The 23,243-nt window shown below is 60.1% G+C and carries 25 protein-coding genes; 11 read left to right on the top strand and 14 right to left on the bottom strand.

The window, feature by feature from the left end; translation table 11 throughout:
• The first annotated feature begins 86 nt into the window (after positions 1-86).
• Genes ACFOSS_RS09175 through rraB form a run of 4 tightly spaced genes read left to right on the top strand, consistent with a single transcriptional unit; the run spans position 87 to position 1,940 of the window.
• Positions 87-425, top strand: a complete 339-nt coding sequence (locus ACFOSS_RS09175; RefSeq protein WP_377152030.1) for a P-II family nitrogen regulator — start codon at positions 87-89, stop codon at positions 423-425.
• Positions 422-1,045, top strand: a complete 624-nt coding sequence (locus tag ACFOSS_RS09170; protein WP_377152029.1) for a transglycosylase SLT domain-containing protein — start codon at positions 422-424, stop codon at positions 1,043-1,045. The genes ACFOSS_RS09175 and ACFOSS_RS09170 overlap by 4 nt, the downstream gene beginning before the upstream one ends.
• Positions 1,046-1,067: 22 nt before the next feature.
• Positions 1,068-1,574: an S-ribosylhomocysteine lyase gene (gene luxS, locus ACFOSS_RS09165; RefSeq protein ID WP_377152028.1), complete on the top strand. Its 507-nt coding sequence runs from the start codon at positions 1,068-1,070 to the stop codon at positions 1,572-1,574.
• A 30-nt stretch (positions 1,575-1,604) separates the two neighbouring features.
• The gene (rraB, locus tag ACFOSS_RS09160) at positions 1,605-1,940 is read left to right on the top strand and encodes a ribonuclease E inhibitor RraB (RefSeq protein WP_377152040.1); all 336 of its coding nucleotides are present in this window, start codon (positions 1,605-1,607) and stop codon (positions 1,938-1,940) included.
• 74 nt (positions 1,941-2,014) lie between these two features.
• Here the strand turns inward: rraB and ACFOSS_RS09155 are convergent, their stop codons facing one another.
• Positions 2,015-2,662, bottom strand: a complete 648-nt coding sequence (locus tag ACFOSS_RS09155; protein WP_377152027.1) for a DedA family protein — start codon at positions 2,660-2,662, stop codon at positions 2,015-2,017.
• A gap of 191 nt (positions 2,663-2,853) precedes the next feature.
• On the opposite strand from ACFOSS_RS09155, the gene ACFOSS_RS09150 reads away from it, so the two are divergent.
• The 3 genes from ACFOSS_RS09150 (at position 2,854) to ACFOSS_RS09140 (ending at position 4,355) form a co-directional block, all read left to right on the top strand.
• Positions 2,854-3,156 carry a DUF6506 family protein gene (locus ACFOSS_RS09150; protein WP_377152025.1) on the top strand — a complete coding sequence of 101 codons (303 nt, stop codon included), beginning with the start codon at positions 2,854-2,856 and terminating at the stop codon, positions 3,154-3,156.
• Positions 3,157-3,232: 76 nt separating this feature from the next.
• Positions 3,233-4,048 (top strand): helix-turn-helix transcriptional regulator, encoded by an 816-nt coding sequence (locus ACFOSS_RS09145; RefSeq protein ID WP_377152024.1) that lies wholly within the window; start codon positions 3,233-3,235, stop codon positions 4,046-4,048.
• 109 nt (positions 4,049-4,157) lie between these two features.
• A complete protein-coding gene (locus ACFOSS_RS09140; protein ID WP_377152023.1) occupies positions 4,158-4,355 on the top strand; it encodes a hypothetical protein in 198 nt (65 codons plus the stop codon).
• Positions 4,356-4,361: 6 nt separating this feature from the next.
• Here ACFOSS_RS09140 and bla read toward each other — a convergent pair whose 3' ends face one another.
• The 3 genes from bla to ACFOSS_RS09125 form a co-directional block, all read right to left on the bottom strand.
• A complete protein-coding gene (gene bla / locus ACFOSS_RS09135) occupies positions 4,362-5,228 on the bottom strand; it encodes a class A beta-lactamase (RefSeq protein WP_377152022.1) in 867 nt (288 codons plus the stop codon).
• 84 nt (positions 5,229-5,312) lie between these two features.
• On the bottom strand, positions 5,313-6,296 hold the full coding sequence (locus ACFOSS_RS09130) for a bifunctional helix-turn-helix transcriptional regulator/GNAT family N-acetyltransferase (protein ID WP_377152021.1): 984 nt from the start codon (positions 6,294-6,296) through the stop codon (positions 5,313-5,315).
• A gap of 69 nt (positions 6,297-6,365) precedes the next feature.
• Complete coding sequence (locus ACFOSS_RS09125; protein WP_377152020.1) at positions 6,366-6,569, bottom strand: hypothetical protein; 204 nt, start codon at positions 6,567-6,569, stop codon at positions 6,366-6,368.
• 136 nt (positions 6,570-6,705) lie between these two features.
• Here ACFOSS_RS09125 and ACFOSS_RS09120 point away from each other — a divergent pair, with 136 nt between their 5' ends.
• Complete coding sequence (locus ACFOSS_RS09120; RefSeq protein ID WP_377152019.1) at positions 6,706-8,052, top strand: DASS family sodium-coupled anion symporter; 1,347 nt, start codon at positions 6,706-6,708, stop codon at positions 8,050-8,052.
• A 187-nt stretch (positions 8,053-8,239) separates the two neighbouring features.
• Here ACFOSS_RS09120 and cbl read toward each other — a convergent pair whose 3' ends face one another.
• The 6 genes from cbl to ACFOSS_RS09090 all read right to left on the bottom strand — a co-directional run bounded on the left by cbl (position 8,240) and on the right by ACFOSS_RS09090 (position 13,766).
• A complete protein-coding gene (gene cbl / locus ACFOSS_RS09115) occupies positions 8,240-9,187 on the bottom strand; it encodes an HTH-type transcriptional regulator Cbl (protein ID WP_377152018.1) in 948 nt (315 codons plus the stop codon).
• 51 nt (positions 9,188-9,238) lie between these two features.
• Positions 9,239-10,306: a sulfate/molybdate ABC transporter ATP-binding protein gene (locus ACFOSS_RS09110; protein WP_377152017.1), complete on the bottom strand. Its 1,068-nt coding sequence runs from the start codon at positions 10,304-10,306 to the stop codon at positions 9,239-9,241.
• 24 nt (positions 10,307-10,330) lie between these two features.
• The gene (gene cysW / locus ACFOSS_RS09105; RefSeq protein ID WP_377152016.1) at positions 10,331-11,182 is read right to left on the bottom strand and encodes a sulfate ABC transporter permease subunit CysW; all 852 of its coding nucleotides are present in this window, start codon (positions 11,180-11,182) and stop codon (positions 10,331-10,333) included.
• Complete coding sequence (cysT, locus tag ACFOSS_RS09100) at positions 11,179-12,018, bottom strand: sulfate ABC transporter permease subunit CysT (RefSeq protein ID WP_377152015.1); 840 nt, start codon at positions 12,016-12,018, stop codon at positions 11,179-11,181. Before cysT ends, cysW begins: the two co-directional genes overlap by 4 nt.
• 120 nt (positions 12,019-12,138) lie before the next feature.
• The gene (locus tag ACFOSS_RS09095; protein ID WP_377152014.1) at positions 12,139-12,684 is read right to left on the bottom strand and encodes an RBBP9/YdeN family alpha/beta hydrolase; all 546 of its coding nucleotides are present in this window, start codon (positions 12,682-12,684) and stop codon (positions 12,139-12,141) included.
• 161 nt (positions 12,685-12,845) lie between these two features.
• A complete protein-coding gene (locus ACFOSS_RS09090; RefSeq protein WP_377152013.1) occupies positions 12,846-13,766 on the bottom strand; it encodes a LysR family transcriptional regulator ArgP in 921 nt (306 codons plus the stop codon).
• A gap of 102 nt (positions 13,767-13,868) precedes the next feature.
• Between ACFOSS_RS09090 and ACFOSS_RS09085 the strand changes: the two genes are divergently transcribed.
• A complete protein-coding gene (locus ACFOSS_RS09085) occupies positions 13,869-14,483 on the top strand; it encodes a LysE/ArgO family amino acid transporter (RefSeq protein WP_377152011.1) in 615 nt (204 codons plus the stop codon).
• Between the two features lie 295 nt (positions 14,484-14,778).
• Here the strand turns inward: ACFOSS_RS09085 and ACFOSS_RS09080 are convergent, their stop codons facing one another.
• On the bottom strand, positions 14,779-16,047 hold the full coding sequence (locus tag ACFOSS_RS09080) for an O-acetylhomoserine aminocarboxypropyltransferase/cysteine synthase family protein (RefSeq protein WP_377152010.1): 1,269 nt from the start codon (positions 16,045-16,047) through the stop codon (positions 14,779-14,781).
• 312 nt (positions 16,048-16,359) lie between these two features.
• Between ACFOSS_RS09080 and ACFOSS_RS09075 the strand changes: the two genes are divergently transcribed.
• The gene (locus ACFOSS_RS09075; RefSeq protein WP_377152008.1) at positions 16,360-18,057 is read left to right on the top strand and encodes an alpha-amylase family protein; all 1,698 of its coding nucleotides are present in this window, start codon (positions 16,360-16,362) and stop codon (positions 18,055-18,057) included.
• Positions 18,058-18,123: 66 nt separating this feature from the next.
• Here ACFOSS_RS09075 and ACFOSS_RS09070 read toward each other — a convergent pair whose 3' ends face one another.
• The 3 genes from ACFOSS_RS09070 to ACFOSS_RS09060 form a co-directional block, all read right to left on the bottom strand.
• Positions 18,124-19,488, bottom strand: coding sequence for an ATP-binding protein (locus ACFOSS_RS09070; RefSeq protein WP_377152007.1), 1,365 nt, complete (start codon positions 19,486-19,488; stop codon positions 18,124-18,126).
• Entirely contained in the window at positions 19,481-20,197 is a 717-nt protein-coding gene (locus ACFOSS_RS09065; RefSeq protein ID WP_377152039.1) for a response regulator, read from the bottom strand. Before ACFOSS_RS09065 ends, ACFOSS_RS09070 begins: the two co-directional genes overlap by 8 nt.
• Positions 20,198-20,299: 102 nt before the next feature.
• Positions 20,300-22,411, bottom strand: coding sequence for a tRNA(Met) cytidine acetyltransferase TmcA (locus tag ACFOSS_RS09060; protein WP_377152005.1), 2,112 nt, complete (start codon positions 22,409-22,411; stop codon positions 20,300-20,302).
• A gap of 92 nt (positions 22,412-22,503) precedes the next feature.
• On the opposite strand from ACFOSS_RS09060, the gene gmhB reads away from it, so the two are divergent.
• Positions 22,504-23,067 (top strand): D-glycero-beta-D-manno-heptose 1,7-bisphosphate 7-phosphatase, encoded by a 564-nt coding sequence (gene gmhB / locus ACFOSS_RS09055; RefSeq protein WP_377152003.1) that lies wholly within the window; start codon positions 22,504-22,506, stop codon positions 23,065-23,067.
• Positions 23,068-23,243 lie beyond the last annotated feature (176 nt).

The following is a 23,243-nucleotide window of genomic DNA, read 5'->3' as shown; positions in this document are numbered from 1 at the left end:
TTTCATTATCATGGCGTCCGGAGTTGTTACTCGGCGCTTACAGTGGGTGGCGTGCGGGTTAGTATGCGTCAGATTAAGGAGCTGTGATGAAGAAGATTGAAGCCATTATCAAACCATTCAAGCTGGATGATGTCCGTGAAGCACTGGGGGATATTGGTATCAGTGGCATGACGGTATCCGAGGTAAAAGGGTTTGGTCGTCAGAAGGGGCACACCGAGCTCTATCGTGGCGCTGAATACGTTGTCGATTTTCTGCCCAAGGTGAAGCTGGAACTGGTGGTGCAGGATGAAGATGTCGAACGCTGCATCGAGGCGATTACCAAGAGTGCCCACACCGGCAAGATTGGTGATGGCAAGATTTTCGTAACACCGGTCGAACGGGTGATTCGCATCCGTACCGGTGAGGAAAACGAAGAGGCGGTATGATGAAGTTCCGCATTCGCCACTCGGGCCGTGTTGACGGCCCGTTTGTTTTTCTACGTTACCTGGGCTGCCTGTTCCTGCTGGGGTTAGCTGGTTGTGCTACCAGTCGTACGCCACCGAGTAATCCCGAGGATTTGTGCGCCATTTTTCAGGAGAAGCCGGAGTGGTATGAGGCGGCCGTGGATATGCAAAAAAAGTGGGGCACGCCGGTACAAGTACCGATGGCGATGATGTATCAGGAGTCGAGCTTCAAGCATGATGCCCAGCCGGCTATGCGTTATTTCCTGTTTATCCCGATTGGGCGCCCGAGTACGGCCTTTGGCTATGCACAAGTCAAAGATGAAACATGGGATGACTATCAACGGGAAACGGGCAACTCCTGGGCCGATCGGGACGACTTTGAGGACGCAATTGACTTCATGGGCTGGTATACCTGGAAGGCACAGAAGATTAATGGCGTGTCAAAGTGGGATGCCTACCGTCAATATCTCAATTATCATGAGGGCTGGGGCGGCTACCGCCGCGGAACCTACAAGAGCAAAGCCTGGCTGGTGCAAACTGCCCGCAAGGTTGAGGCTCGCTCGCAGCGCTATGCCGGTCAGATGCGGCGTTGCAGTCTCTAACAATCTGTTTTGAGGAATCACTATGCCGCTGCTCGACAGCTTCAAAGTTGACCATACCCGTATGCAGGCTCCGGCCGTTCGTGTGGCCAAGACCATGCTGACGCCCGGCAAGGATACCATCACCGTATTCGACCTGCGTTTCTGTGTCCCGAATCAGGAGATCCTCTCCGAGAAGGGGATCCACACTCTGGAACACCTGTTCGCCGGCTTCATGCGTGATCATCTCAACGGCAATGGCGTCGAAATTATCGATATTTCACCGATGGGGTGCCGCACAGGCTTCTACATGAGCCTGATCGGTGCACCGAGCGAGACGCGGGTGGCCGATGCCTGGAAAGCGGCCATGGAAGATGTGACGCACGTGGCCAGTCAGGATGATATCCCCGAACTGAATGAGTACCAGTGCGGTACCTACCAGATGCACTCTCTGGCTGAGGCCAAGGCGATTGCTGAAACCGTGCTGACCCGAGGCATAGGTATCAACAGCAATGACACCTTATATCTGTCTGATGACAAGCTGGCCGGTTGAGTCGCGGCAAGGAGAACCTGGATGACCACAATTAACGAATGGCGTGAAGAGACCGATGCCATCATCGATGAACTGCTGAATGACGGCAGCAACCCCGACTCTGAGTACACGATAGAGCACCACTTTGCTTGCGTTAAATTCGACAAGCTGGAGAAGCTGGCGGTTGATCTGTTCAAGGCGGACTTTGAAGTGACGGATGCCGAAGAGGTTGAGCTCGAGGATGGCAGCATCATTTTCTGTTTTGACGCCAGTCGAGATGGCACTCTGGATGCCGAGCGCATCACCCGCGAAATCGAGAGCCTGTTGCCGTTGTGCGAGAAATACGGCGTCGATTACGACGGCTGGGGCACCTATTTCGAAGAGTGAGTGTGCCGGACCTCGCCATGGCCCTCTAAGTCAAGACCCGCCAATTGGCGGGTCTTGTTGTATGTGCTGCGTTATCAGGCTTGTGCGCGTTTCATGCGGTGGCGCACCGTACCAATCAGCATCGGCAGCAACGAGATAACGATGATACCGATCATCAGGATGGAGAAATTTTGCTTCACTGCCGGCATGTTGCCAAAGAAGTGGCCGGCGTACAGGAAGGAGGTCACCCACAACAGGCCACCGACAAAATTGAACACCATGAAGCGCTTGTAATGCATGGCGCCCATGCCAGCGACAAACGGGGCCACGGTGCGCAGGATTGGCAGGAAACGGGTGATGATCACTGTCTTGCCGCCGTGCTTGGCGAAGAAATTCTGGGTTTTGGCCAGATGATCGCGGCGGAAGATTTTTGAATCCGGATTGCGATACAGCCGCTCGCCGAAGAAATGGCCGATGGTGTAGTTGGTCAGGTTGCCGAGCACGGCGGCCGTGACCAGCAGGATGGCCAGGGTATGCACATCCAGGGCTGTGCCCACAGTCAGCGCACCGGCGGCAAACAGAAGTGAGTCGCCTGGTAAGAACGGCGTCACAACGAGGCCGGTTTCGCAGAAGATGATCAGGAACAGGATGGCATACACCCAGAGACCATAGTTGTTCATGAGAGACTGCAGGTGCACATTGACGTGCAGGACAAAATCGACGATCAGGGCTAACTGGTCCATGGTGTGATCCGTATTACAAAACTGGGCAAAGTCTAAGCGATCGGAACTGGGTGCTCAATCACTGTTAGCGAAGGGGGCGCAGTTTTTTCGCCGCTGCGATGTCCGGTTTTTCCGCAAGGTCGCTTTTTTACAATCCGCGCACTGCTAGGCCGATTAGGCTGGGCTCTTCTTACACTGACAGGAGAGATCCAATGACACTCAAGGCCGCGTTTATGTTTATCGCTCCCCACGCCGATCCGCTACAACACCGTCAAATCGTGGTGACCCCGGAGGTCGAGGTGGTCACGCTGGCTGTTGACAGCTATGCGATGGCCGAGCAGGTGGCGGCGCAGCTACCCGCGCAAGGGATTATGGCCATCGAATTGTGTGCCGGTTTCGGTAGCGACGGTGTCGCGCGAGTCAAGCGTGCCGTCGGTGGTCGAATCCCGGTGGGCGTGGTGCGCTTTGACTTCCATCCCGGTCTGGACTTTCGTTCTGGTGATGACCTGTTCTGAGTGGCGCAGGTTATTCGCGTGCTGACGACAGGGCTGATCTATGATGTCTCCATATGCAGAGCCGAAGAGGATCACCATGGTGCCGAGACGCTGGGCATGCCGTCCCCGTGCCGCGCTGCAGCCCTTCATTGATCGATTCTGGGGTTGGGAAACCGAACAGCCCCATGCTCTGCCATGGCTACTGCCCGGCACCGGCAGCGAGTGTCTGTTTCATCTGGACACTCCGCTGTCGGGCAACGATGGTGGCTGTTTGCCGCAGGGGCATCTGATCTGTCCGCGCGAACAGATCCGGCCATTGGCTCCGGCTCAGCGGCTGAACTTCCTGGCGGTACGCTTTCGTGCCGGTCAGTTGCGGCATTTTACGGCATTGCCGTTTCTGGCCATAGCCGATCAACTGCTGGATTGTCGCCAACTGTGGCCCCAGGACGCCGATGCCCTGCTGCAAGCCCTGCAGCGTCATCGCGAGCCCGGGGGGCGTCAGTTATGTCTGGAGCAGTTCCTGTGGCGGCAACTGCAACGCCATCATCAGCCGGCTGCGCAGGCACAGGATCGGCTGATCGAGCGGCTCTACTATGCCCCGAACAGTCGTATTGCCGCGCTGGCCGAGGAGTGGGGCTGGAGTCGTCGTCACCTGGAGCGGCGCTTCCTGCAGGCATTCGGCCAGACACCGAAACAGTTTGCTCGCCTGGCGCGGCTGCATCAGACGCTGCGGCAGTGGACACTGCAGCCCGCGCGCAACGGGCTGGATGTGGCACTGGAGCGCGGGTACAGCGATCAGGCGCACTTCATTCATGATGTGCGCGCGCTGACGGGCAAGACCCCCGGGCAATGGCGGGCACCTCTGTTGCAGGGCGAGCACTACTATTTGCCGCCTTCTCGCTTGCCGGAATAGCGGTGGCGGGGGTTGGCGCCGATTATCAAGTCTGCCTTCTTCGTTGGCGTTAGCCTGTCACACCGAGCTGGCCGTTGCGGCCAGCCTGTGCTGTGTGGAGAGGTACGAGATGAAATGGTCCCCGTTACGAAAATCCCTGTTGGCCTATGCGCTGGTGGCCTTGCTGGCCAGCTTGATGCTGTGGCAGCAGGTGGGTGGCATACTGCCGGTATTGATGTGGATGGGGTTGGTTCTGGGCGGCGCACACCTGGTGGCGGTGTTGCCGCGGAATGAGGATGACGAGCCGCCGGCCGACTCGTCACTCTAGCTGGGCTCAGGGGTAGGTCGCGAGGACCCGGCGTGTCACTTCGGCCAGCAGGGCCTGGTTCGGCTTGGCCTGCGGAGTTGTCTGGGTGAAATAGAGGGCCAGCACCATGGGTTCACCATCGGTGGGCCACAGTACGGCAATGTCATTGGTGGTGCCATACCCGCCGCCGCCCGTCTTGTCACCTACTACCCAACCAGACGGCACACCGGCGCGGATGGCGGCATCGCCGGTGGTGTTGCCCTTGAGCCACGCATTGAGCCGCGCCTGTTGCGGCGAGGCCAGACCGTTACCCAGCGCCAGGCGGCTCAGGGTGGTTGCCATTGCCCGCGGCGTTGTGGTGTCGCGCAGATCGCCGGGCAGGGCGCTGTTGAGATCCGGCTCCTGGCGTTGCAACGCAAATACCGGGTCGCCAAGCGTGCTCACAAAGCGGTTGAAGGCGGCCACGCCACCCAGTTCGGCGAGCAACAGGTTGGCGGCGGTGTTGTCACTGTATTGCACCACGGCACGGGCCAGCTCCTCGCGGCTCATGCCCTCGGCCAGGTGCTGGCGGGTAATCGGGGCATAGCTGAGCAGATCCTGCTCGCTGTAAAGCACGCGTTGCCGCAGCCAATGCGGGGCGAACTCGCTGCGTTGCAGCACGGCCGCTGCCAGCAGCGCCTTGAAGGTGCTGGCAAACGGGAAGCGCTCGTTGGCGCGATAGCCATAGCGCAGTCCGTCTGCCGGGCGATACAGCGCCACGCCCAGCCGCCCCTGATGCTGTTGTTCCAGCGCCGCCAGTTGTCGATCCAGGTCCGCAGTGGGCGCGGTGGTGGCATGGGCGGGGATGAGCACGCTGCCGAGCAGAGTCAGCAGCAACAGTAGACGGTATGACATCGGCACTCCTGGGCATCATAAAACGCACAGGGTAGCATGCTCATGGGGCGATCGAGCGCCAGCCGATGTCAGGTTTAGCCGCCGTTAAGGCTGCGCTGCCGAGCCACAGCCGCAACCAGTGGCGGCAAGTGCCGGCTCGGCATGTTGCGCAGGGCCACTCAGGTCGCACAACATGCGGATTTCGCAGGCGCAGTGGCCGGTATTGCCGAGCGGCGCCGTTAATGGACGAAAGCCCATCTGCTGATAGAGGCGGGTGGCGCGCGCCAGCACGGCCGTCGTCTCCAGATAGCAGTGTTGATAGCCCTGCTCGCGCGCGAAATCCAATGCCGCGCGCAACAGGCGACGGCCGAGTCCTCGTCCGCGCGCCTGTGGCAAAAAGTACATTTTTTGCAATTCGCAGATCGATTCATTTGCATCTTGCAACGGTGCTATCCCGGCGCCCCCTACCAACGAACCTTGCGGATCGAGCAGCACCCAGAAGCGGCGGCCCGGCCCCTGATACAGCGGGAACAGCGTATCGAGTTGCGGATCGGCCACGCCATAGCCGCGATCCGCCGTCAGGCCATGCTCGGCGGAGACAGTGCGGATCAGCGCCGCCAGTGCGGCTTGATCCCCGGCTTGCAGTTCGCGGAGCTGATAGCCGTCCTGTTGTTGCAACCAGCGCAACCCCTGCAGGTAGCGTTCGATGCCAGTGCGCAGCTGTTGCTGCTCGTCGTCACTGAACAGTGCCAGCATCGCCGCGGTGCGGTCGTCGAGCTGCTGGTGCAACTGCTGCAGCAAGGCGCGGCCTTGCTCGGTCAGCCGCAACTGCTGGCTGCGGCCATCCTGCTGATGGGGCACCCGGTCGACCAGCCCACGCTCCTGCAGGCGGCTCAGCGGGCGGCTGGTGTTGGACTTGTCGACGCGCAGGCGCTCCGCCAGCTGGTTATTGGTCAGGTCGGCGCTTTCTAGCTCAATCAGCAGGTGCGCCTCGACCGGCGTCAATGGTGTGGCACAGCACTGCGGGGCAAACATACCCAGTTCGCGGACCAAATCGCGGGACAGGGAGCGGAGGGTTCTGGCATCCATGGGCTAACTCCGGCAACAGCATAATATCCCTGATGCTAGCGAATATGGTTGCGTAACGCAACAGTGTGCTCAGTGCCACTGCGCCTGTTTCAGCTGTTGTAATTGGCAACACCAGAGCTGGTCATCGCCATCGGTGCTGGCGACCAGGGTCCACCAGTGCAAACCCAGCATGATGCAGGCGCGGGCTTCGCCTTCGGCCTCATCGTAAGTAAAGTCGGCGCCGATCTGACGGCAGGTTTCAGCAAGTTGTTCTCTGGCATAGTGGGTGTTCATAAGGCACCTCCCTGACGATGGTTTGACGCTTGGTGGCCTCATCGTTTTCTCTGCATAAAGCTGGCCACTATTGGCAGGGCAGGCATCGGGTGCCGCGACTAGGATCAACAGAAAGGAGTTACTGGGAGGGCCGAGCATGGCGTCGCTCTCGTTACGTCAAACCCTGTGGTTATGCGTGGCCATCGGGCTCTGGCTGGTCCTGCCATGGTGGTTGCCCGGAACCGAATCCCTGCGTGCCGCCCTGACCATACTGCTGGTGGTTGCCGTACTCTGGCTGAGTGAGGCGATCCACGTCACGCTGACGGCGCTGCTGGTTCCCGTGTTGTGCGCCTGGCACGGTCTGTTGCCGCTGCCTCTGGCATTGGCGCATTTTGCCAACCCGGTGATTTTTCTGTTTCTCGGTGGCTTTGCGCTCGCAGCGGCGCTGCAGGCTCAGGAACTGGATCGCTACCTGGCCGATGGCATGTTGCGTCTGGCGGCTGGTCAGCTGCGTTATGCCGTCTGGTTGCTGTTTGCGGTCAGCGCGCTGCTGTCGATGTGGATCAGCAACACTGCTACCGTCGCCATCATGTTGCCACTGGTGTTGGGGCTGCTGGCGCAGGCCGGTGCTACCGATGCGCGCACCACCAGTTTCGTGCTGCTCGGGGTGGCTTACAGCGCCAGCATTGGCGGCATGGGGACCCTGGTTGGCAGCCCGCCGAATGCGTTGGCGGCTGCCTACAGCGGTGTGCAGTTTGTCGGCTGGTTACGTTTCGGCTTGCCGGTGGTGCTGCTGTTATGGCCCTTGATGCTGCTGGTGTTGACGCTGCTGTTGCGGCCGCAACTGGTGGTGCAGCTGGCGCCTCCTGTGGTTGGTGGCTGGCACTGGAGCCGCGCCCGCCTCATGACGCTGCTGATCTTCGCGTTGACGGTGGCGGCCTGGATCGGTTCGGCGCCACTGGGCAAGGCGCTGCACATCGCCGACATGGATACCTGGATTGCGCTCGGCGCGCTGGTGCTGCTTGGCCTCAGCGGCAATGTCAGCTGGCGCCAGATCGAGCAGCAGACAGAATGGGGCGTGCTGTTGCTGTTCGGTGGCGGCCTCTGCCTGTCGGCGATGTTGCAGCGCAGTGGCGCCAGTGCGTTTCTCGCCGCCGAACTGTTGACGCTGTTTGCCGGCTGGCCGCACTGGGCGACGCTGCTGGCGCTGACCAGCTTCGTCGTGTTCTTGACCGAGCTGACCTCCAACACTGCCACCACGGCGCTGATGCTGCCGCTGTTCGTGCCGCTGGCACCGGCGCTCGGCCTGCCGCCGACGGCGATGGCGGTGCTGGTGGCGCTGGCCGCCTCCTGTGCTTTTATGCTGCCGGTGGCGACGCCGCCCAATGCGCTGGTCTACGCCACTGGTCGGGTGCCGCAGCGCGACATGCTGCGTGCCGGCCTGCTGCTAAATCTGCTCTGTTCGTTGTTGTTGGCAGGGCTGTTGCCCTGGCTGGCGGGTTGAGGGGGACCGGGATGATTAAATTCACCCTCAACTTCGCTGTTGGCAGCGCGCTGACGGGGAGGGGAAAGGGGGCCAAGCGGCCAAGCGGCGGGATTATTAAATGACACTTAATAATCGGTGACGGATTACCCATGCCCGGTATGGGTAATCCCGGTGACGCTGGCGCCGGGCCAGCGTCGTGGCGGGGTTAAATCTCGTAATCGAGCATCGGCTCGCTGCCGAACACCCGGGCCTGGATGTCGGACAGCGCCAGCTGCGGGTTGCACTGCTGGATGAACTGCCAGGCGAAGTTGTGCTGGTATTGCCCGCGTTTGAGGCCGATCCAGGCGGTGTGGGCGGCGAACAGGTGGCTGCCGTCGAGCTGTACCAGGCCGGTGTCGCGCCGCGCATCGAACGCCATGTCGGCGAGGATGCCGACCCCCATCTCCAGCTCGACATAGGTCTTGATCACGTCCGAGTCCTGGGCGGTCAGCAGGATCTCCGGCTGCAGGCCGGCGGCGGCGAACGCTTCGTCGACCCGGGCGCGACCGGTGAGGCCGGACTGGTAGGTGATGATCGGCCATTCGGCCAGGCGCGCCAGCGTCAGCTCCGGCTGCTGTGTCAACGGGTGACCCGCCGGGACGACGATGTTGTGGTGCCAGGTGTAGTAGGGGAAGGCCACGATACCGTCGGCCTGATCCAGCCGTTCGCTGCTGATGCCGATATCGGTCTCGCCGGCCTGCAGCAGGCGCACTATCTCGTCCGGCCCGCCCTGATGCAGCTCGAGCTGCACCTGCGGGAACTGGCTGCGGAACTCCTTGACCACCCGCGGAAGCGCATAGCGCGCCTGGGTGTGGGTGGTGGTGACATGCAGGCGGCCGTGCTCGCGGTTGGCGAAGGTCTCTGCCAGCTTGCGGATGTTGTTGGCATCGTTGAGCATGCGCTCGGCGATCACCAGCAGCTCCTTGCCCGGCTCAGTCATGCCCAGCAGGCGCTTGCCGTGGCGGACGAACAGTTCGATGCCCAGTTCATCCTCCAGCTCGCGGATATGCCGGCTGACACCGGACTGCGAGGTGTAGAGGGCATTCGCCACTTCGGTCAGGTTGTACTCGCGGCGGGCGGCCTCACGGATGATGCGCAGCTGCTGGAAATTCACATCGTGCTCCCTGTGATATCTCGACCGGCGCGCCTTGTGGCGGCCGGGAGATCAGATTTCGTAGTCGGGGTAGACCTGGGCCTGACGTGCGGCCAGGCGCACCGTTTGCCCCGGTGCCAGGAACTGCACCGTATCCTTCGGCAGTTCGGCTTCGAATAGTGCCCCATTCAGGTCGCCATTACCACGTAACTCGACACGAATGCGTGACCCCATCGGCAGCAGACGTACCACATTGGCGCTGATGCCGATGCCGCTCTCTTCCGGCAGGATCTCCAGCTCATGGGGACGCACGAAGGCGACGGCGGCTGAACCGTGGCTGAGGTGGGCCGGCACATGGCCGTTGAGCGTTTCGCTGCCGATGCCGAGCCCCTGTTCGCTGACGCGGCCATGGAACAGGTTGACGCTACCGAGGAAGCGGTGCACGAACGGGGTCGCCGGCTGGTCATAGACCTCGGCCGGGCTGCCGATCTGCTCGACACGGCCGGCATTCATCAGCACCACCCGATCGGCGACTTCCAGTGCCTCCTCCTGATCGTGGGTCACGAACAGGCTGGTGACATGCAGCTCGTCGTGCAGTTCGCGCAACCAGCGGCGCAGCTCCTTGCGCACCTGGGCATCCAGGGCGCCGAACGGTTCGTCGAGCAGCAGCAGCTTGGGTTGCACCGCCAGGGCGCGTGCCAGTGCCACCCGCTGGCGTTGGCCACCGGAGAGCTGGGTCGGGAAGCGCTTGGCGACATGGCCCAGCTGCACCAGTTCCAGCAGTTCGTTGACGCGGCGCTGGATCTCGCTTTCGGCCGGACGCTGGCGGCGCGGTTTGACGCGCAGACCGAACGCTACGTTTTCGAACACCGTCATATGGCGGAACAGCGCATAGTGCTGGAACACGAAGCCGACATGGCGCTCGCGCACATGCAGATCCGAGGCATCTTCGCCGCGGATGATGATGCGGCCGCTGTCGGCCTGTTCCAGTCCGGCGATGATGCGCAGCAAGGTGGTCTTGCCGCAGCCGGACGGACCGAGCAGTGCGACCAGTTCGCCATCCTTGAAGTCGAGGTTGATGTCGTTCAGCGCGGCGTACTGATTGAAGTGCTTGTTGAGTTGTTGAACCTGGATACTCATCTGTTCACCTATCCGTTGGGGCCATCAATGGCGGGGGGTGCCGCGCAGGCGGGCCAGCAGCGTCTCACCGATCAGGGTGAAGATGCCAAACAGCGCCAGCAGGCTCGCCACGGCAAAGGCGGCGCTGGTCTGGTATTCGTTGTAAAGGATCTCGATGTGCAGCGGCAGCGTATTGGTCTGGCCGCGAATGTGGCCGGAGACCACGGAGACGGCCCCGAACTCGCCCACCGCACGTGCCGTGGACAACAGCAGGCCGTACATCAGGCTCCAGCGGATGCCGGGCAGCGTCACGCGCCAGAACATCTGCCAGCCGCTGGCGCCAAGTACGATGGCGGCCTCTTCTTCCTCACTGCCGCGGGCTTCCATCTGCGGCAGCAGCTCGCGGACGACAAACGGCAGCGTGATAAAGGCGGTGGCCAGCACTATGCCCGGCGTCGAGAAGATGATCTTGATGTCGTGCTCGCTGAGCCAGGGACCGAACCAGCCGCGGTTGCCGAACAACAGCACGAACATCAGGCCGGCGACCACCGGCGAGACCGAAAACGGCAGATCTATGATGGTGATCAGCAGTTGACGTCCGGGAAAGCGGAAACGGGCGATGGCCCAGGCGGCCGCGATGCCGAACACCAGGTTCAGTGGCACCGACAGCAGGGTGACCAGCGCCGTCAGGCCGAGGGCGCTCAAGGCGTCCGGCTCGCTGATGGCATGCCAGAACACCAGTACGCCCTGTTTGAAGGCCTGGATGAAGATCACCGCCAGCGGCAGCAACAGCAGTGCCGCAAACCAGCCGACGCCGATGGCGATCAGCAGCCAGCGCACCCAGCCTGGTTCACGGGTGACCTGCTGAATAGGGGTGAGAGCGGGTTTCTGACTCATGTACGCACGCCTCCGATACGTTGCCAGCTCCAGGCCTGCAACTTGTTAATCAACAACAACAGGACGAAGGAGAAGGCCAGCATGACGACGGCGATCGCCGAAGCACCGGCATAGTCGAACTCCTCGAGGTGGCTCATGATCATCAGCGGGGCAATCTCCGAGACCATCGGCAGGTTGCCGGCGATGAAGATCACCGAGCCGTACTCGCCGATGGCACGGGCGAATGCCAGTGCGAAGCCAGTCAGCAGTGCCGGAACCAGTCCGGGCCAGATCACGCGCACGAAGGTCTGCAGCCGGTTGGCACCAAGGCAGGCGGCGGCCTCCTCCAGTTCGCGCTCACTCTCCTTGAGCACGGGTTGCAGCGTACGCACGACAAACGGCAGGCCGATGAAGGTCAGCGCGATGACGATGCCGGCCGGGTTGTAAGCCAGCTCGATACCAAACGGTGCCAGCAGGCCGCCGATCCAGCCGTTCTTGGCGAAGATGGCGCACAGCGCGATGCCGGAGACCGCGGTTGGCATCGCGAACGGCAGGTCGATCAACGTGTCGATCAGCTTGCGACCGGGGAATGAGTAACGCACCAGCACCCAGGAGAGGATCAGGCCGAACAGCGCATTCAGCGTCGCGGCAATGAAGGCGGCGCCGAAGCTCAGCTTGAACGAGGCAACCACCCGCGGTTGGCTGACCACCTGCCAGAATTCGGCGGCACTCAGTTGCGTGACGCTGAACAGTACCAGCGCCGACAGCGGCAGCAGCACCATCAAGCTCAGGTAGAGCAGGCTGAAACCGAGGGTCGGTGCAAAGCCCGGCAACACTGAGTAGGAACGAAATCGCATAACCATTCCTTTTCTAATAAACAAAATCCATCAATAGCGGAAATTGTGCGCATTCCATCGCGCGTGAACAAATAAGTAAAAGCGCTTACGTATGCCACTTTTTTGCTAAGGGGTGGCGGCTCAGGCCGAGGCCTGGATTGCTGGCCAGTTAGCGCTCTGTTGCCAGAGCTCGGCCAGCAACGCACGCCCCTGGGGCCAGGCGCCGTGGCCGGACTCGGCATTCAGGTGGCCGGCGTCACCGGCATCAAACAGCGGCAGCCGCCACTGTCGGCGCCAGTAGTCGGCGCGCTCCAGGCTCATCCAGGGATCGTTGCGGCTGGCCACTACCAGGCCCGGGACATCCGGCGGTAACGGCAGTTGCCGATCGGCAATCGCAAAGTGCGCCGGATCGGCGGGCGCCACCAGAAACAGCGACGCCACGCGCTCGGGATGGCGTGCCGCGGCGGCGATACTGGCCAGGGTGCCGAAGGAGTGGGCGACGATGTGCACCGGCTCGGTATTGGCGCGCAACCAGGAGGCGACGCGCTCGCTCCAGCTATCCAGCTCGGCGCGCTCCCAGCGTTGGCCGGTGACGCGCTGCCAGTGCGGATAATCGCGGTGCCACAGCGTTTGCCAATGTTGCGGACCGCTGTTGTGCAGGCCGGGGACCAGCAGGACGGGTTGCATCAGAGACTCCTTGTCAGAGGGCGACCGACGCACAGTGGTTCGGCGTCAGACAGGAGCCTGCAGCATGCCGCAGCGCTATTACAAACAGAACTAATAAAAAGCGCTTTGCTTATGCCCTTATCGTATATATGTCTGCATGCAGTCGTCGGACTGCGTCGCGCTCAGGCGGAAGCGCTCTGCGGCAGCAGCTGATTGGCATGGGCCAGCACGGCGGTAGAGATCTGCTGGTGCAGGCCGCGTTCCAGTTGCCAGCGATGCCAGTGCAGTCGGCGCCACAGGATCGGCGTTGGCAGGCAGATCAGCTCACCACGTGCCAGCTGATTGGCGATCTGCAGCTCGGGGATCAGGCAGTAGGCAACACCGGCGCAGGCCAGGGCAATAAACGCCTCGCTGGAGCGCACCGTATGACAGGGGTAGCTGCCCGGCGGCAGGTTGAAGTGCTGCTGCATATAGGCGACATGCATGTCATCGCGCTGATCGAACGCTACGCCGGGGGCGTGACGCAGATGCTCCAGCGTGAGACCGGTGGCGAAGTGGCGCTCGGCAAACGCCGGCGAGCAGACCAGACGGTAGCCCATGTCGCCCAGGTAGCTGGCCTGACAGCCCGGCAGCGGTTGCGTTTCGCAGCCAATCGCGGCGAACACCTCGCCCTGGCGCAACCGTTCGCGGGTGCGCGTCTCGTCATCGATGATCAGGTTCAGCTCCAGCGGGTGGGCGGCCAGCAGGGGTGCCAGCGCGGGCACAAACCAAGTCGCCAGGCTGTCGGCATTGACGGCGATGCTGACGGTCAGCGGCTGCTGTGGGGCATCCGGCAGCAGTTGCGGCAACAGCTCGCGCTCGAGCTGATACACCTGGCGAAAGTGTGCCAGCAGCTGGCGTCCGGCGGCGGTGGGCTGCAGTGGCGTGGTGCGGATCAGCAGCGGTTGCGCCATCTGCTGCTCCAGCTGCTTGATGCGCTGCGACACCGCCGATTGCGTCAGGCACAGGGCGCGGGCGGCACGCTCGAAGTTTTGCTCCTGCACCACGGCATCCAGCGCTTGCAGCAGCCGGTAGTCGAGGGGCAGTCGGGAGAACTCTTTCATTAATTTCTCTTATCAAATATTAAAAACATTAGATTTACTGAACGTTAGCCGCCCTCTAGTCTGGCGTCCAGTCTGATGCGACCTCATCACAGGAGAACTCACATGTCCGTCGCCCTGTTGCAAGGCTTCTTCCTCGGCGCCAGCCTGATCATGCCGATTGGGGCGCAGAATGCGTATGTGCTCAGCCGTGGCATTCGCCGTCAGCATCACCTGCTGGTGGCCAGCCTGTGCCTGTTCTGCGATCTGGTGCTGATCATCCTGGGTGTGTTTGGCGGTGGACGCTGGCTGGGCAGTGTGCCGCTGTTGCAGAGCCTGCTGACTTGGGGTGGCGTTGCCTTCTTGCTGCTGTACGGCGCGCGCTCCTGGCAACGCGCCTGGCGTGGCAGTGTGGGCGGCCTGGACGCCGCCGCCGGCCCGGAGGGGCGGATGGCGATCATCGTCTCGACGCTGGCGGTGACGCTGCTCAACCCCCATGTCTATCTGGATACCGTGATGATCCTCGGCTCGGTGGCGGCGCAGTGGCCGGCGGCCAGCCTGCCGGCGTTTGCCCTCGGCGCCGTGCTGGCGTCGACACTCTGGTTCTATGGTCTGGCGTTGCTGGCAGCACGGTTGGCCCCCTGGCTGGCCAAACCGACGGCGCAGCGGCTGATTGATGGGCTGGTGGGTGCCATCATGTGGGGCGTGGCGCTGGCCCTGCTATGGCAGACCCTGGGCTGATTATTTACCTGTCAACGATGACAGGGTTACTTCCTGGTCTCGTGGTACATGCCGCTGTGCTTTCATCGCAGTGGCATGTGTTGTCGTAAATACGATTTGGTTACAGCATTGAAAATGTAAATGCATATGATAAATAAAAATATTTTATTTATTTTTGCATATTGGAATAATGCACCGCCCAATGAAGGCCGCGGGGAAATAAGCGTGGCCGCGCTGAACACCTATATTCTCCAAGCCCGAAATGACACAGGACTCCCGAGGGAGTCCTGTGTCATATAGCGAAGCAGCCGGGAGATCAGGCGTTCAGCGCCTGGTCCAGATCGGCCAGCAGATCGTCGATGGCTTCGATGCCGACCGACAGGCGGATCATCTCGGGTTTGACACCGGCCTTGGCCTGTTCGGCTTCGGTCAGCTGGCGGTGTGTGGTCGAGGCCGGGTGGCAGGCCAGCGACTTGGCATCACCGATGTTGACCAGCCGCTTGAAGATCTGCAACGCATCGTAGAAGCGCACACCGGCGGCATAGCCCTCTTTCAGGCCGAACGACAGAATGGACGATGGCTTGCCGGCCATGAACTTCTGTGCCAGCGCGTGGTGTGGGTGATCCGGCAGACCGGCGTAGCTGACCCAGGCCACCTTCGGGTGCTTTTGCAGGTAGTGGGCCACCGCCAGCGCGTTGTCGACATGGCGCTCCATGCGCAGCGCCAGCGTCTCCAGCCCCTGCAGCAGCAAGAAGGCGTTGAACGGTGACAGCGCGGCACCGGTATTACGCAGCGGTACGGTACGGGCGCGGGCAATGAAGGCCGCCGGGCCAAAGGTTTCGGTATAGACCACGCCGTGATACGAGGCTTCCGGTTGATTGAGCACCGGGAAGCGTGCGGCGTGTTCGGCCCACGGGAACTTGCCGGAGTCGACGATGACGCCACCCAGCGAATTACCATGGCCGCCGACATATTTGGTAATCGAGTGCACGACGATGTCGGCCCCGAAGGCGATGGGTTTGCACAGGATCGGCGTGGCGACCGTGTTATCGATGATCAACGGTACGCCGCGGGCGTGGGCGACGTCGGCCAGACCGGCAATGTCGACGATGTTGCCGGCCGGGTTGCCGATGCTCTCGGCGTAGACCGCCTTGGTGTTGTCATCGATCAGTTCGGCGATGGCGGCGGGCGAATCATCGCGCGCGAAGCGCACCTCGACGCCGAATGACGGCAGCATGTGGGCGAACAGCGTGTAGGTGCCGCCATAGAGTTGCGGTGTCGAAACGATGTTGTCACCGGCGCGGGCCAGCGTCTGGATCGCGTAGTTGATCGCGGCGCTGCCGGCGGAGACCACCAACGCGGCAATCCCGCCTTCCAGCGCGGCGAGGCGCTGCTCGAGCACATCGTTGGTCGGATTCATGATGCGGGTGTAGATATTGCCTGGCACTTCGAGGTTGAACAGATCGGCGCCGTGCTGGGCATTATCAAATTCGTAAGCCACGGTCTGGTAGATAGGGACAGCGACCGCCTTGGTGGTGGGATCGTTCTGAAAACCGTGGTGCAACGCCAGGGTGGCATCTTTCATCGGGACATCCTTGTAGGCGAAGTGGACAGAGTCAATGAATCTAGATCTTGGACGGCTAGATGTAAAGCCGCCTTTTGCTGTGGCTATGCGTCGCCGTGACGAACGTAACTGGAATCGGGGCGTTGGTTTCGATTCATTTGACTAGCAGGACATCGGACTGGTGCAAATACTTGTCACAAGAAAGCGCTGTCAGTCGCAGGAATGAAATATGAAAGTTCAAAACGCAGGCTGACTGCTATGCAATGACGGTACGAACACCAGGGTGGACCGATCCCCGGCGCCTGGTCATGTTGAACCGGAAGGATGACGATAATGGATTCTGCAGTATTTAAACGCACTTCTCTGGCGATGATGATGGCGCTGGCATTGGCTGCCTGTGGCGGCGGTGGTGGCGGTGGCGGTAATGACGATGGTGGTGGTGATGATGACGGCGGTGATACCAGCTATGCCGTCACGATCTCCAGCAGCAATGCCAACAAGACCGCGGATGATGCCAAAACCTGTCACCAGGGCGTGACCAGTGATGACAGTCGTGCCTGTGGCCTGCGCATGTATCAAATTATGGTTGAGGCGTATGTCAACGGCGATGACACGGTCAACTACAACACCGGTTACGGCCCATCTAACCACAAGGGTGATCTGCAAGGGGTGATCGACAGCCTGGACTACATCAAAAGCACGGGTGTAAATGCGATTTGGTTGACCCCGATTTTCAACTCCTGTGGTGATACTGTTTCCGACAAGAAGCTGGCGGCGACGGGCTATTACGCCTGTGACTATTTCACGGTCGATCCCTACTTCGGCAACAGCGCCAAGCTCAAGGAGCTGGTGGATACTGCGCATGCCAAGGGGCTGTATGTCATCCTCGACGGTGTCTTCGGGCATGCCATCACCAACAAAATCCCGGCGGCACCGGTCTCTGGGGTCAGCCCGGTGATGGTGGCTGCCTCGACCGGCTACACCGTCGATTACACCAAGGCCAACAGCCTGACGTTCTTCACTGAAGTGGCGACTCACTACATCAATACGTACGGTATCGACGGCTGGCGTCTCGATCAGTCTTATCAGGTTCCGGTTGAAGCATGGAACACGATCCGGACTGCGGTTGAAAGTGCGGCGGCGGCACGGGCCTCTGCCGGTGAAGAGTGGGGGACCCTCGGTTATATGGTGGGTGAAGACTGGGCCGGCCAGAATGACATTGTCTCCGATACCTACGGCACCGCCAGCCTGCCAGGTCTGAAGTCGGCCTTTGACTTCCCGCTGCACTATGGCCTGGTGCAAGCAGTGGGCGCGGAAAGCAGCGGCGCCACCGGTGATGCGACCTCGATTTATGCCAGCTGGAATAATGGTGTGCTCGACAGCGGTGTGTACCCAAGCTTTGCGATGCCAAACCTGTTTTTGGGTAACCATGACATCCCACGTTTTGGTGATTTGCTGCAACGTTCCAAGCTGGGTGATATCGATGAGGATGCCTACTGGCTGCGTCACAAGGCTGCGTTCAGCTTCATGGCGGCCACTTCCGGCCCAATCACCTTCTACTACGGTGAGGAGATCGGTGATCAACTGGATGGTTTTGCGGCCCAGAATACCAGCTGCGGTACAGGTACGGCCTGGTGTGACGACAACGTAGCGCGGACGACGGGCAAGGTTGCAGGGGTCACATCCGGCTTTACGCCGTCCAGCCGTCAGAGTGATCTGAAAACCTATCTGAAGTCGTTGCTCGATCTGCGTGAAGCGCATCCAGCGTTGTATAACGGTTCCCTGACCCGCATCTTTACCGACAGTCAGGTACTGGTGTCCCGCAAGGACAATGCTGCCAATGCAGATCACGTACTCTATCTGTTGAATACCAAGACCACAGATGCGGTTGTCACGCTGAGTACCGATGCGCTGGGTGATGATGGTCAATTGGTTAATCTGCTGGATAGCTCGGCTACCGTTAGCGCCAGCGGGGGCAACTATGTGATCACGGTTCCGGCACTGACCGGCGTGTTCTATCAAATCAACTAAGGGATTGCTCTCTCGTTGAACTAAACCGGCGCCCAGTGCGCCGGTTTGTTTTATGCCGCCTGTCGCTCATTCGGGTAGCTGAATGCAGGCCTCAAGTCCACCTTGCGGGTGGTTGTGCAACCTCAGTTCGCCGCCATGCCGGTGTATCAGGGTGCGAGCAATCGATAACCCCAGACCGACGCTGCCTGATTCGGTATTGCGGGCCCCATCAAGACGCACGAAGGGTTGGAAAACCTGTTCCAGGTCGGCCTCCGGAATACCGGGCCCATGGTCACGAATGCGAATGTACAGCTCACCTGGGGCGCGGGATAACGTGATGTCGGCGCTGCCTGCATAGTGGAGTGCGTTGTCGATCAGATTCTGCAGCACCCGTCGCAACATGTCCGGGTGACACATATAAGGAAGCTGGCCGACGGCGTGATAATTTACCGCGGCCCCCTCGTCCTGATAATCATCGACCAGACTTTGCAGCAGGCTATCCAGATCGATGCTGCGGCTTGGTTCGGCAAGCTGGTCATCACGAGCAAATGCCAGCGTTGCACGCAGCATCTCCTCCATTCTTGCCATCGTCTCCTGCATTTTTTGCTTGTCTTCGCCATCGGGGAGAAATTCGCTGCGCAGGCGCAAGCTGGTTAATGGTGTGCGCAGGTCGTGGGAGATGGCGGCAAGCATCTGGGTGCGATCCTGAACAAAGCGATCCAGGCGGGCTTGCATGCGATTAAATGCGGCCAGAGTTTCCCGGACTTCACGTGGTCCACACTCCGAGATCGGTTCCGTGGTTTGTCCACGGCCAAACTGCTCTGCCTGCGCGGTCAGTTGTTGCAACGGGCGTGTCACGCGACGGAGGATCCAGGTGGTTATGACCGCCAGTACGGCGGCCAGGAGCAGCAGGCTGATGATGGCCCGGCTCGACCAGGCAGGGGGTTCTTTGTCCGCTAACGAGCTGAAGGTCAGCCATTGCCCGTCCATCAGTTCAATGGCACCGTACAGGCGAATATCCCGTATCGGTGGCCTGCCGTGTAAACGTTCGAAGTGTTGCCGCAATGGCCGGACCGCCCCTATGCCGTCAGGCGTTTCCACGCTGATAAAAATGCCCCGCTCCTGTGGGTAGTTCAGCTCGGCGCGCAGCCGTTGCTCGTAACGCGGATTGCGTTCTTCCGGCAATAGCGGGTCGGCTTGCAGTCGCAGCATCAGGCTTTCGCTGCGGCTGGCGCGCAGGATCTCGCGGTGCAGTTCCGGTGGCGTATCGCTCAGCAGGCGTACCACCGAGATCAGGCGCAGCATGGCGAAGCGGCTATTGACCAGCCCCAGGGTTTCGCTGCGCTCGGTTTGATAAATCTGGATGCTGACCACCTGAGCCAGAATCAAGCTACCGAGCATCAGCAGCAACACCTGAGCCGTCAGCGAGGCAGGCAGCCAGCGCCTAGTCATGTTCAACCTCGCACGCCAGCATGTAGCCGCCGCCCCAGACGGTCTTGATAATCTCGGGATTTTTGGCATCCGGTTCCAACTTGCGACGCAGACGGCTGACCAGGGTATCAATGGCGCGATCAAACGCCTGTGCCTCGCGGCCTCGGGCCAGATCCAGCAATTGGTCACGGCTGAGTACCCGCTTCGGCCGCTGCAGGAACACGTGCAGCAGATCAAACTCAGCAGTAGAGAGACTGATGCTTAATCCGTGCTGATCCACCAGTTCGCGGCGGGTAGTATCCAGCTGCCATTGTGCAAAACGATATTGCCGCGTGATCACCTCCGGCTCATTCTGGGCCGGGTGAGCGCGTCTTAATACGGCCTTGATGCGAGCCAGCAGTTCTCGGGGGTTGAAGGGCTTGGCCAGATAATCATCAGCGCCCATTTCTAATCCGATGATGCGATCCATATCTTCACCCATGGCGGTGAGCATAATCACGGGAAGTTGCGAGCGGGTGCGCAGGTCGCGACAGAGACTCAAGCCATCCTCGCCTGGCAACATCAAGTCCAGCACGATCAGCTCGATGCTGGAGTGCTCAAGCAGGCGTTTCATCTCCCGCCCATCGCGGGCGCAACTGACTCGATAACCGTGTTGTTCGAGAAAGCGTTTCAGAAGATCGCGGATCTCGGCATGGTCATCGACTACCAGAATGTGGGTTGCCGTCGTCATCGTCACAATTCATCCTCTGTAAGCGGTCACTTTTCGATTATGGCGCAAGTGCCGTCCCTGTTTATGTCAGGCTGTGACAAGGTGGCGCGCTGACACGCTTTGTTACAAATTTGCCTGCACCAGGGTCAAGATGTGGGCCAGTATTTGGCGGATCTGGGTTTGCCCGGCCTTTTGCCCTGTGATTAAGCCCGCCTGTTGTAGGGCAGACCATTCCCATCCTTGCCAGACGCGACGGATCAGTAACTGCTGAGCCTGCGTATCCAATTGCAGTAACAATGCGGCATGGGCTTGCAACCAGCGCTGGATGGATGGCAGGGCATGATCCAGTGCGTGATGAGTAGTAGCGACCGCGACCAGACGACGGTGATCCGTCGCAGATGGCTCTGTGGGCGCACCTTGTGCCAGTAATTGTGCCAGACAGTTGCAGTCCAACTGCCGCAGCTGACGAGACGCGAAGGTGGGTAAATCCTCGAGAAAACGCTGTTGCCATACCAGCAAGTCAGCCCGGCGTTCAGCGTGTCCGCTGCTGAGCAACATCGCTGAGACTTCGCCGCTAGCGGCATCGGCGGATAACCCAAGACGAACCGGTCTGAAACCGGCGTGCAGCCAGAAGCGCAGCAGTGAGGCTGAAACTGCAAACGAGACGCCGAGAAAATCCCAGTTTGTCGCCTGTTGCTGCAGTGCGGTGAGCAGCCGTGTTCCCAGTCCCTGTCGCTGGCACTGCGGATGGATGGCAATGCGCATGATGCGTCCGTAGCAATATTGTCCTGCTTCATCGATGCCGGCATGGCTGAGCAGACTTTGCGGCAATAACTGACCGCGAACACGGCGCTCGCCATGCCAGACCTGGGTGGCTAATGCCGCTGATAACGGACCTTCTTGATTCAACCACAGCACACCGACCACAGTTTCTCCGATGGTCTGGAGCAGGAGTTGCAAGTGCGGTGTGTCGAGCATGGCGCGGAGATCTGACACGCTGGTCTGATAATGAGCTAACACCAGTAGTCCGTAGATTTGACGCAAGAGTGGCTCGTTCTCGACCAGCTCGGCAGAGGTAACCCAGCGATGATGTACCTCAGACCAGGGGGTTGCGGGCGGTGATGCGACGTCGACATTTAATAGAAACAGGCGATGAATCAGAGGTTCGAGTCGATCCGCGACAGACCAGCGAATGGGCTCCTGTAACTGGCATATGGTCAGTTGTGCATAGCGTTGCTCCAGACGGCGTTGAATACGCAATGCAAAACCCTGCCCCGAGCCTTCATAACCGTGACGGGTGGTGGCAAAAATGAGGCGGGAATAGCATTCACTCAGCGCCAGCAACTGGTGTCCGGGAATGGCGGCCGCTTCGTCAATCAGCAGTAATTCGGCTTCAGGACTCTCGTTTATCAGCCGTTCGGGTGAAAGAAATCGCAGCTCGGCATGAGGTAATGCCAGGTGATCCTGCTGCCACTTCCCTTGAGTGATCGCTTCAGCATGTCTTATCACAGTGGCAAGCGCGGCCTGGCTGGGGGCTGTCATCAAAATACGCATTCGCGCCCCCGCGTGCGCTTGGCGCAGCAAATGACCGGCAGCGATCCCGAGGGCTGCGGATTTGCCGCGGCCTCGATCTGCGGTCACGATCAGGGGGCGATGTCGGTGACCTCGCGCACAATGCACTATGGACTCGACGGCCTGACGCTGGCTGGAGGTCAAGCAGCCAAGATCATCTGCACTGGGCTGCCAGGGAGAACCCTGTGGCAGATCCAATCCATCCCAGCCCTCAGATTGATCAAGTCGCCAACAGCCCGTGGCGGAGCGCAGCAGACGTAGCATGCGTTGTAAAAAAAAGCGGTGACACTCGCCCTGCTGGTGTACTTCCGGCACGTAGCGACAGTAGTCCGGATCGTCAAACGTGGCTATCTGCTCCTGTGCCGGTAGCAACAGAATCAAGAGACCTCCGGCTTTTACCAGTCCAGCACTGGCGGCCAGCATGTCAGGATGTACCCCGCTATGGCCATCAAAAATAACATACCGGTATTCCTGACCAAGCTGATGAGTGACCTGGGTCGGGCGCAGCGTTTGACATGCTAAAGAGCGATGGCTGAAGGCAATCGCCTCTTCACTAGGCAACATCATTAACTGGGCGAGGCACCATTCGGGATCGCCGCTGACAAGCCATAGACGACGTTCGCCGGTATGACTTAATGCTGAAAGTGCCTGTTGAAACGTCATGCGGTCATCCTGCAACGGGCTGAGCCTGTGAAGCCAGAACAGGCATGATACCGTATAATTGATTTTTTGATTGTCGACATAAGGTGGTTAGGGTGGCAAAGCTTGCGGTATTTCTGGATCGAGATGGGGTTATCAACGTCGATAAAGGCTACGTTGGTCAGATCGATGACTTTGAATTTATCGACGGGGTCATCGAGGCCTTAGCGAAAATAAAGAAGAAGGGTTACTTGCTGGTGCTGGTAACGAATCAATCCGGGATTGCGCGAGGCTTCTTTACCGAGGAGCAATTTATGCAGCTTACGGAGTGGATGGATTGGTCGTTGGCTGATCGTGATGTCGATCTGGATGGGATCTATTACTGTCCCCACCATCCAACTGAAGGCGCGGAACCTTATCGTCAGGCATGCAACTGCCGCAAACCGGGACCGGGCATGTTACTCGATGCCGCCAAATACCTGAAAATTGATTTGGCGAACTCGTATATGGTCGGAGATAAGAGCTCGGATATGAAGGCTGCATTGGCCGCAGGCGTGTCTCATCGCGTGCTGGTTGAAACGGGAAAAGCATTGACAGATGAAGGTCGTGAACTGGCAGAGGCTACTTATCCGAGCCTGATGGAGTTTGCACATGCATTGCCGGTCGCGACCGTAGAGTAAGCGTTGTGTAGATATTTTCTACGATTGTGAATAAGTCTGTGGAAAAGGTGATGGTTAGGTGTGGGTTGGCTTGTAAAACCTAACCATGTGAAAATTTTCACTATTTTTGCTTGCCAGCGATGCTGATATCCCTATAATGCCGCCTCGCTGACACGGCAAGGCCCGCACTCCTCGGA

Source organism: Pseudaeromonas sharmana, from assembly GCF_042649925.1.
GTDB classification, from domain to species: domain Bacteria; phylum Pseudomonadota; class Gammaproteobacteria; order Enterobacterales; family Aeromonadaceae; genus Pseudaeromonas; species Pseudaeromonas sharmana.
The sequence above is the reverse complement of the archived record's forward strand: the minus strand, read 5'-3'. Positions and strand labels throughout refer to the sequence as shown.

What these genes read in the sequence shown, in the direction of transcription:
- ACFOSS_RS09175 (WP_377152030.1), top strand. Translation starts at nt 87, where the DNA reads ATGAAGAAGATTGAAGCCATTATCAAACCATTCAAGCTGGATGATGTC.
- ACFOSS_RS09170 (WP_377152029.1), top strand. Translation starts at nt 422, where the DNA reads ATGATGAAGTTCCGCATTCGCCACTCGGGCCGTGTTGACGGCCCGTTT.
- luxS (WP_377152028.1), top strand. Translation starts at nt 1,068, where the DNA reads ATGCCGCTGCTCGACAGCTTCAAAGTTGACCATACCCGTATGCAGGCT.
- ACFOSS_RS09155 (WP_377152027.1), bottom strand. Translation starts at nt 2,662, where the DNA reads ATGGACCAGTTAGCCCTGATCGTCGATTTTGTCCTGCACGTCAATGTG.
- ACFOSS_RS09150 (WP_377152025.1), top strand. Translation starts at nt 2,854, where the DNA reads ATGACACTCAAGGCCGCGTTTATGTTTATCGCTCCCCACGCCGATCCG.
- ACFOSS_RS09145 (WP_377152024.1), top strand. Translation starts at nt 3,233, where the DNA reads ATGGTGCCGAGACGCTGGGCATGCCGTCCCCGTGCCGCGCTGCAGCCC.
- ACFOSS_RS09140 (WP_377152023.1), top strand. Translation starts at nt 4,158, where the DNA reads ATGAAATGGTCCCCGTTACGAAAATCCCTGTTGGCCTATGCGCTGGTG.
- bla (WP_377152022.1), bottom strand. Translation starts at nt 5,228, where the DNA reads ATGTCATACCGTCTACTGTTGCTGCTGACTCTGCTCGGCAGCGTGCTC.
- ACFOSS_RS09130 (WP_377152021.1), bottom strand. Translation starts at nt 6,296, where the DNA reads ATGGATGCCAGAACCCTCCGCTCCCTGTCCCGCGATTTGGTCCGCGAA.
- ACFOSS_RS09125 (WP_377152020.1), bottom strand. Translation starts at nt 6,569, where the DNA reads ATGAACACCCACTATGCCAGAGAACAACTTGCTGAAACCTGCCGTCAG.
- ACFOSS_RS09120 (WP_377152019.1), top strand. Translation starts at nt 6,706, where the DNA reads ATGGCGTCGCTCTCGTTACGTCAAACCCTGTGGTTATGCGTGGCCATC.
- ACFOSS_RS09110 (WP_377152017.1), bottom strand. Translation starts at nt 10,306, where the DNA reads ATGAGTATCCAGGTTCAACAACTCAACAAGCACTTCAATCAGTACGCC.
- cysW (WP_377152016.1), bottom strand. Translation starts at nt 11,182, where the DNA reads ATGAGTCAGAAACCCGCTCTCACCCCTATTCAGCAGGTCACCCGTGAA.
- cysT (WP_377152015.1), bottom strand. Translation starts at nt 12,018, where the DNA reads ATGCGATTTCGTTCCTACTCAGTGTTGCCGGGCTTTGCACCGACCCTC.
- ACFOSS_RS09095 (WP_377152014.1), bottom strand. Translation starts at nt 12,684, where the DNA reads ATGCAACCCGTCCTGCTGGTCCCCGGCCTGCACAACAGCGGTCCGCAA.
- ACFOSS_RS09090 (WP_377152013.1), bottom strand. Translation starts at nt 13,766, where the DNA reads ATGAAAGAGTTCTCCCGACTGCCCCTCGACTACCGGCTGCTGCAAGCG.
- ACFOSS_RS09085 (WP_377152011.1), top strand. Translation starts at nt 13,869, where the DNA reads ATGTCCGTCGCCCTGTTGCAAGGCTTCTTCCTCGGCGCCAGCCTGATC.
- ACFOSS_RS09080 (WP_377152010.1), bottom strand. Translation starts at nt 16,047, where the DNA reads ATGAAAGATGCCACCCTGGCGTTGCACCACGGTTTTCAGAACGATCCC.
- ACFOSS_RS09075 (WP_377152008.1), top strand. Translation starts at nt 16,360, where the DNA reads ATGGATTCTGCAGTATTTAAACGCACTTCTCTGGCGATGATGATGGCG.
- ACFOSS_RS09070 (WP_377152007.1), bottom strand. Translation starts at nt 19,488, where the DNA reads ATGACTAGGCGCTGGCTGCCTGCCTCGCTGACGGCTCAGGTGTTGCTG.
- ACFOSS_RS09065 (WP_377152039.1), bottom strand. Translation starts at nt 20,197, where the DNA reads ATGACGACGGCAACCCACATTCTGGTAGTCGATGACCATGCCGAGATC.
- ACFOSS_RS09060 (WP_377152005.1), bottom strand. Translation starts at nt 22,411, where the DNA reads ATGACGTTTCAACAGGCACTTTCAGCATTAAGTCATACCGGCGAACGT.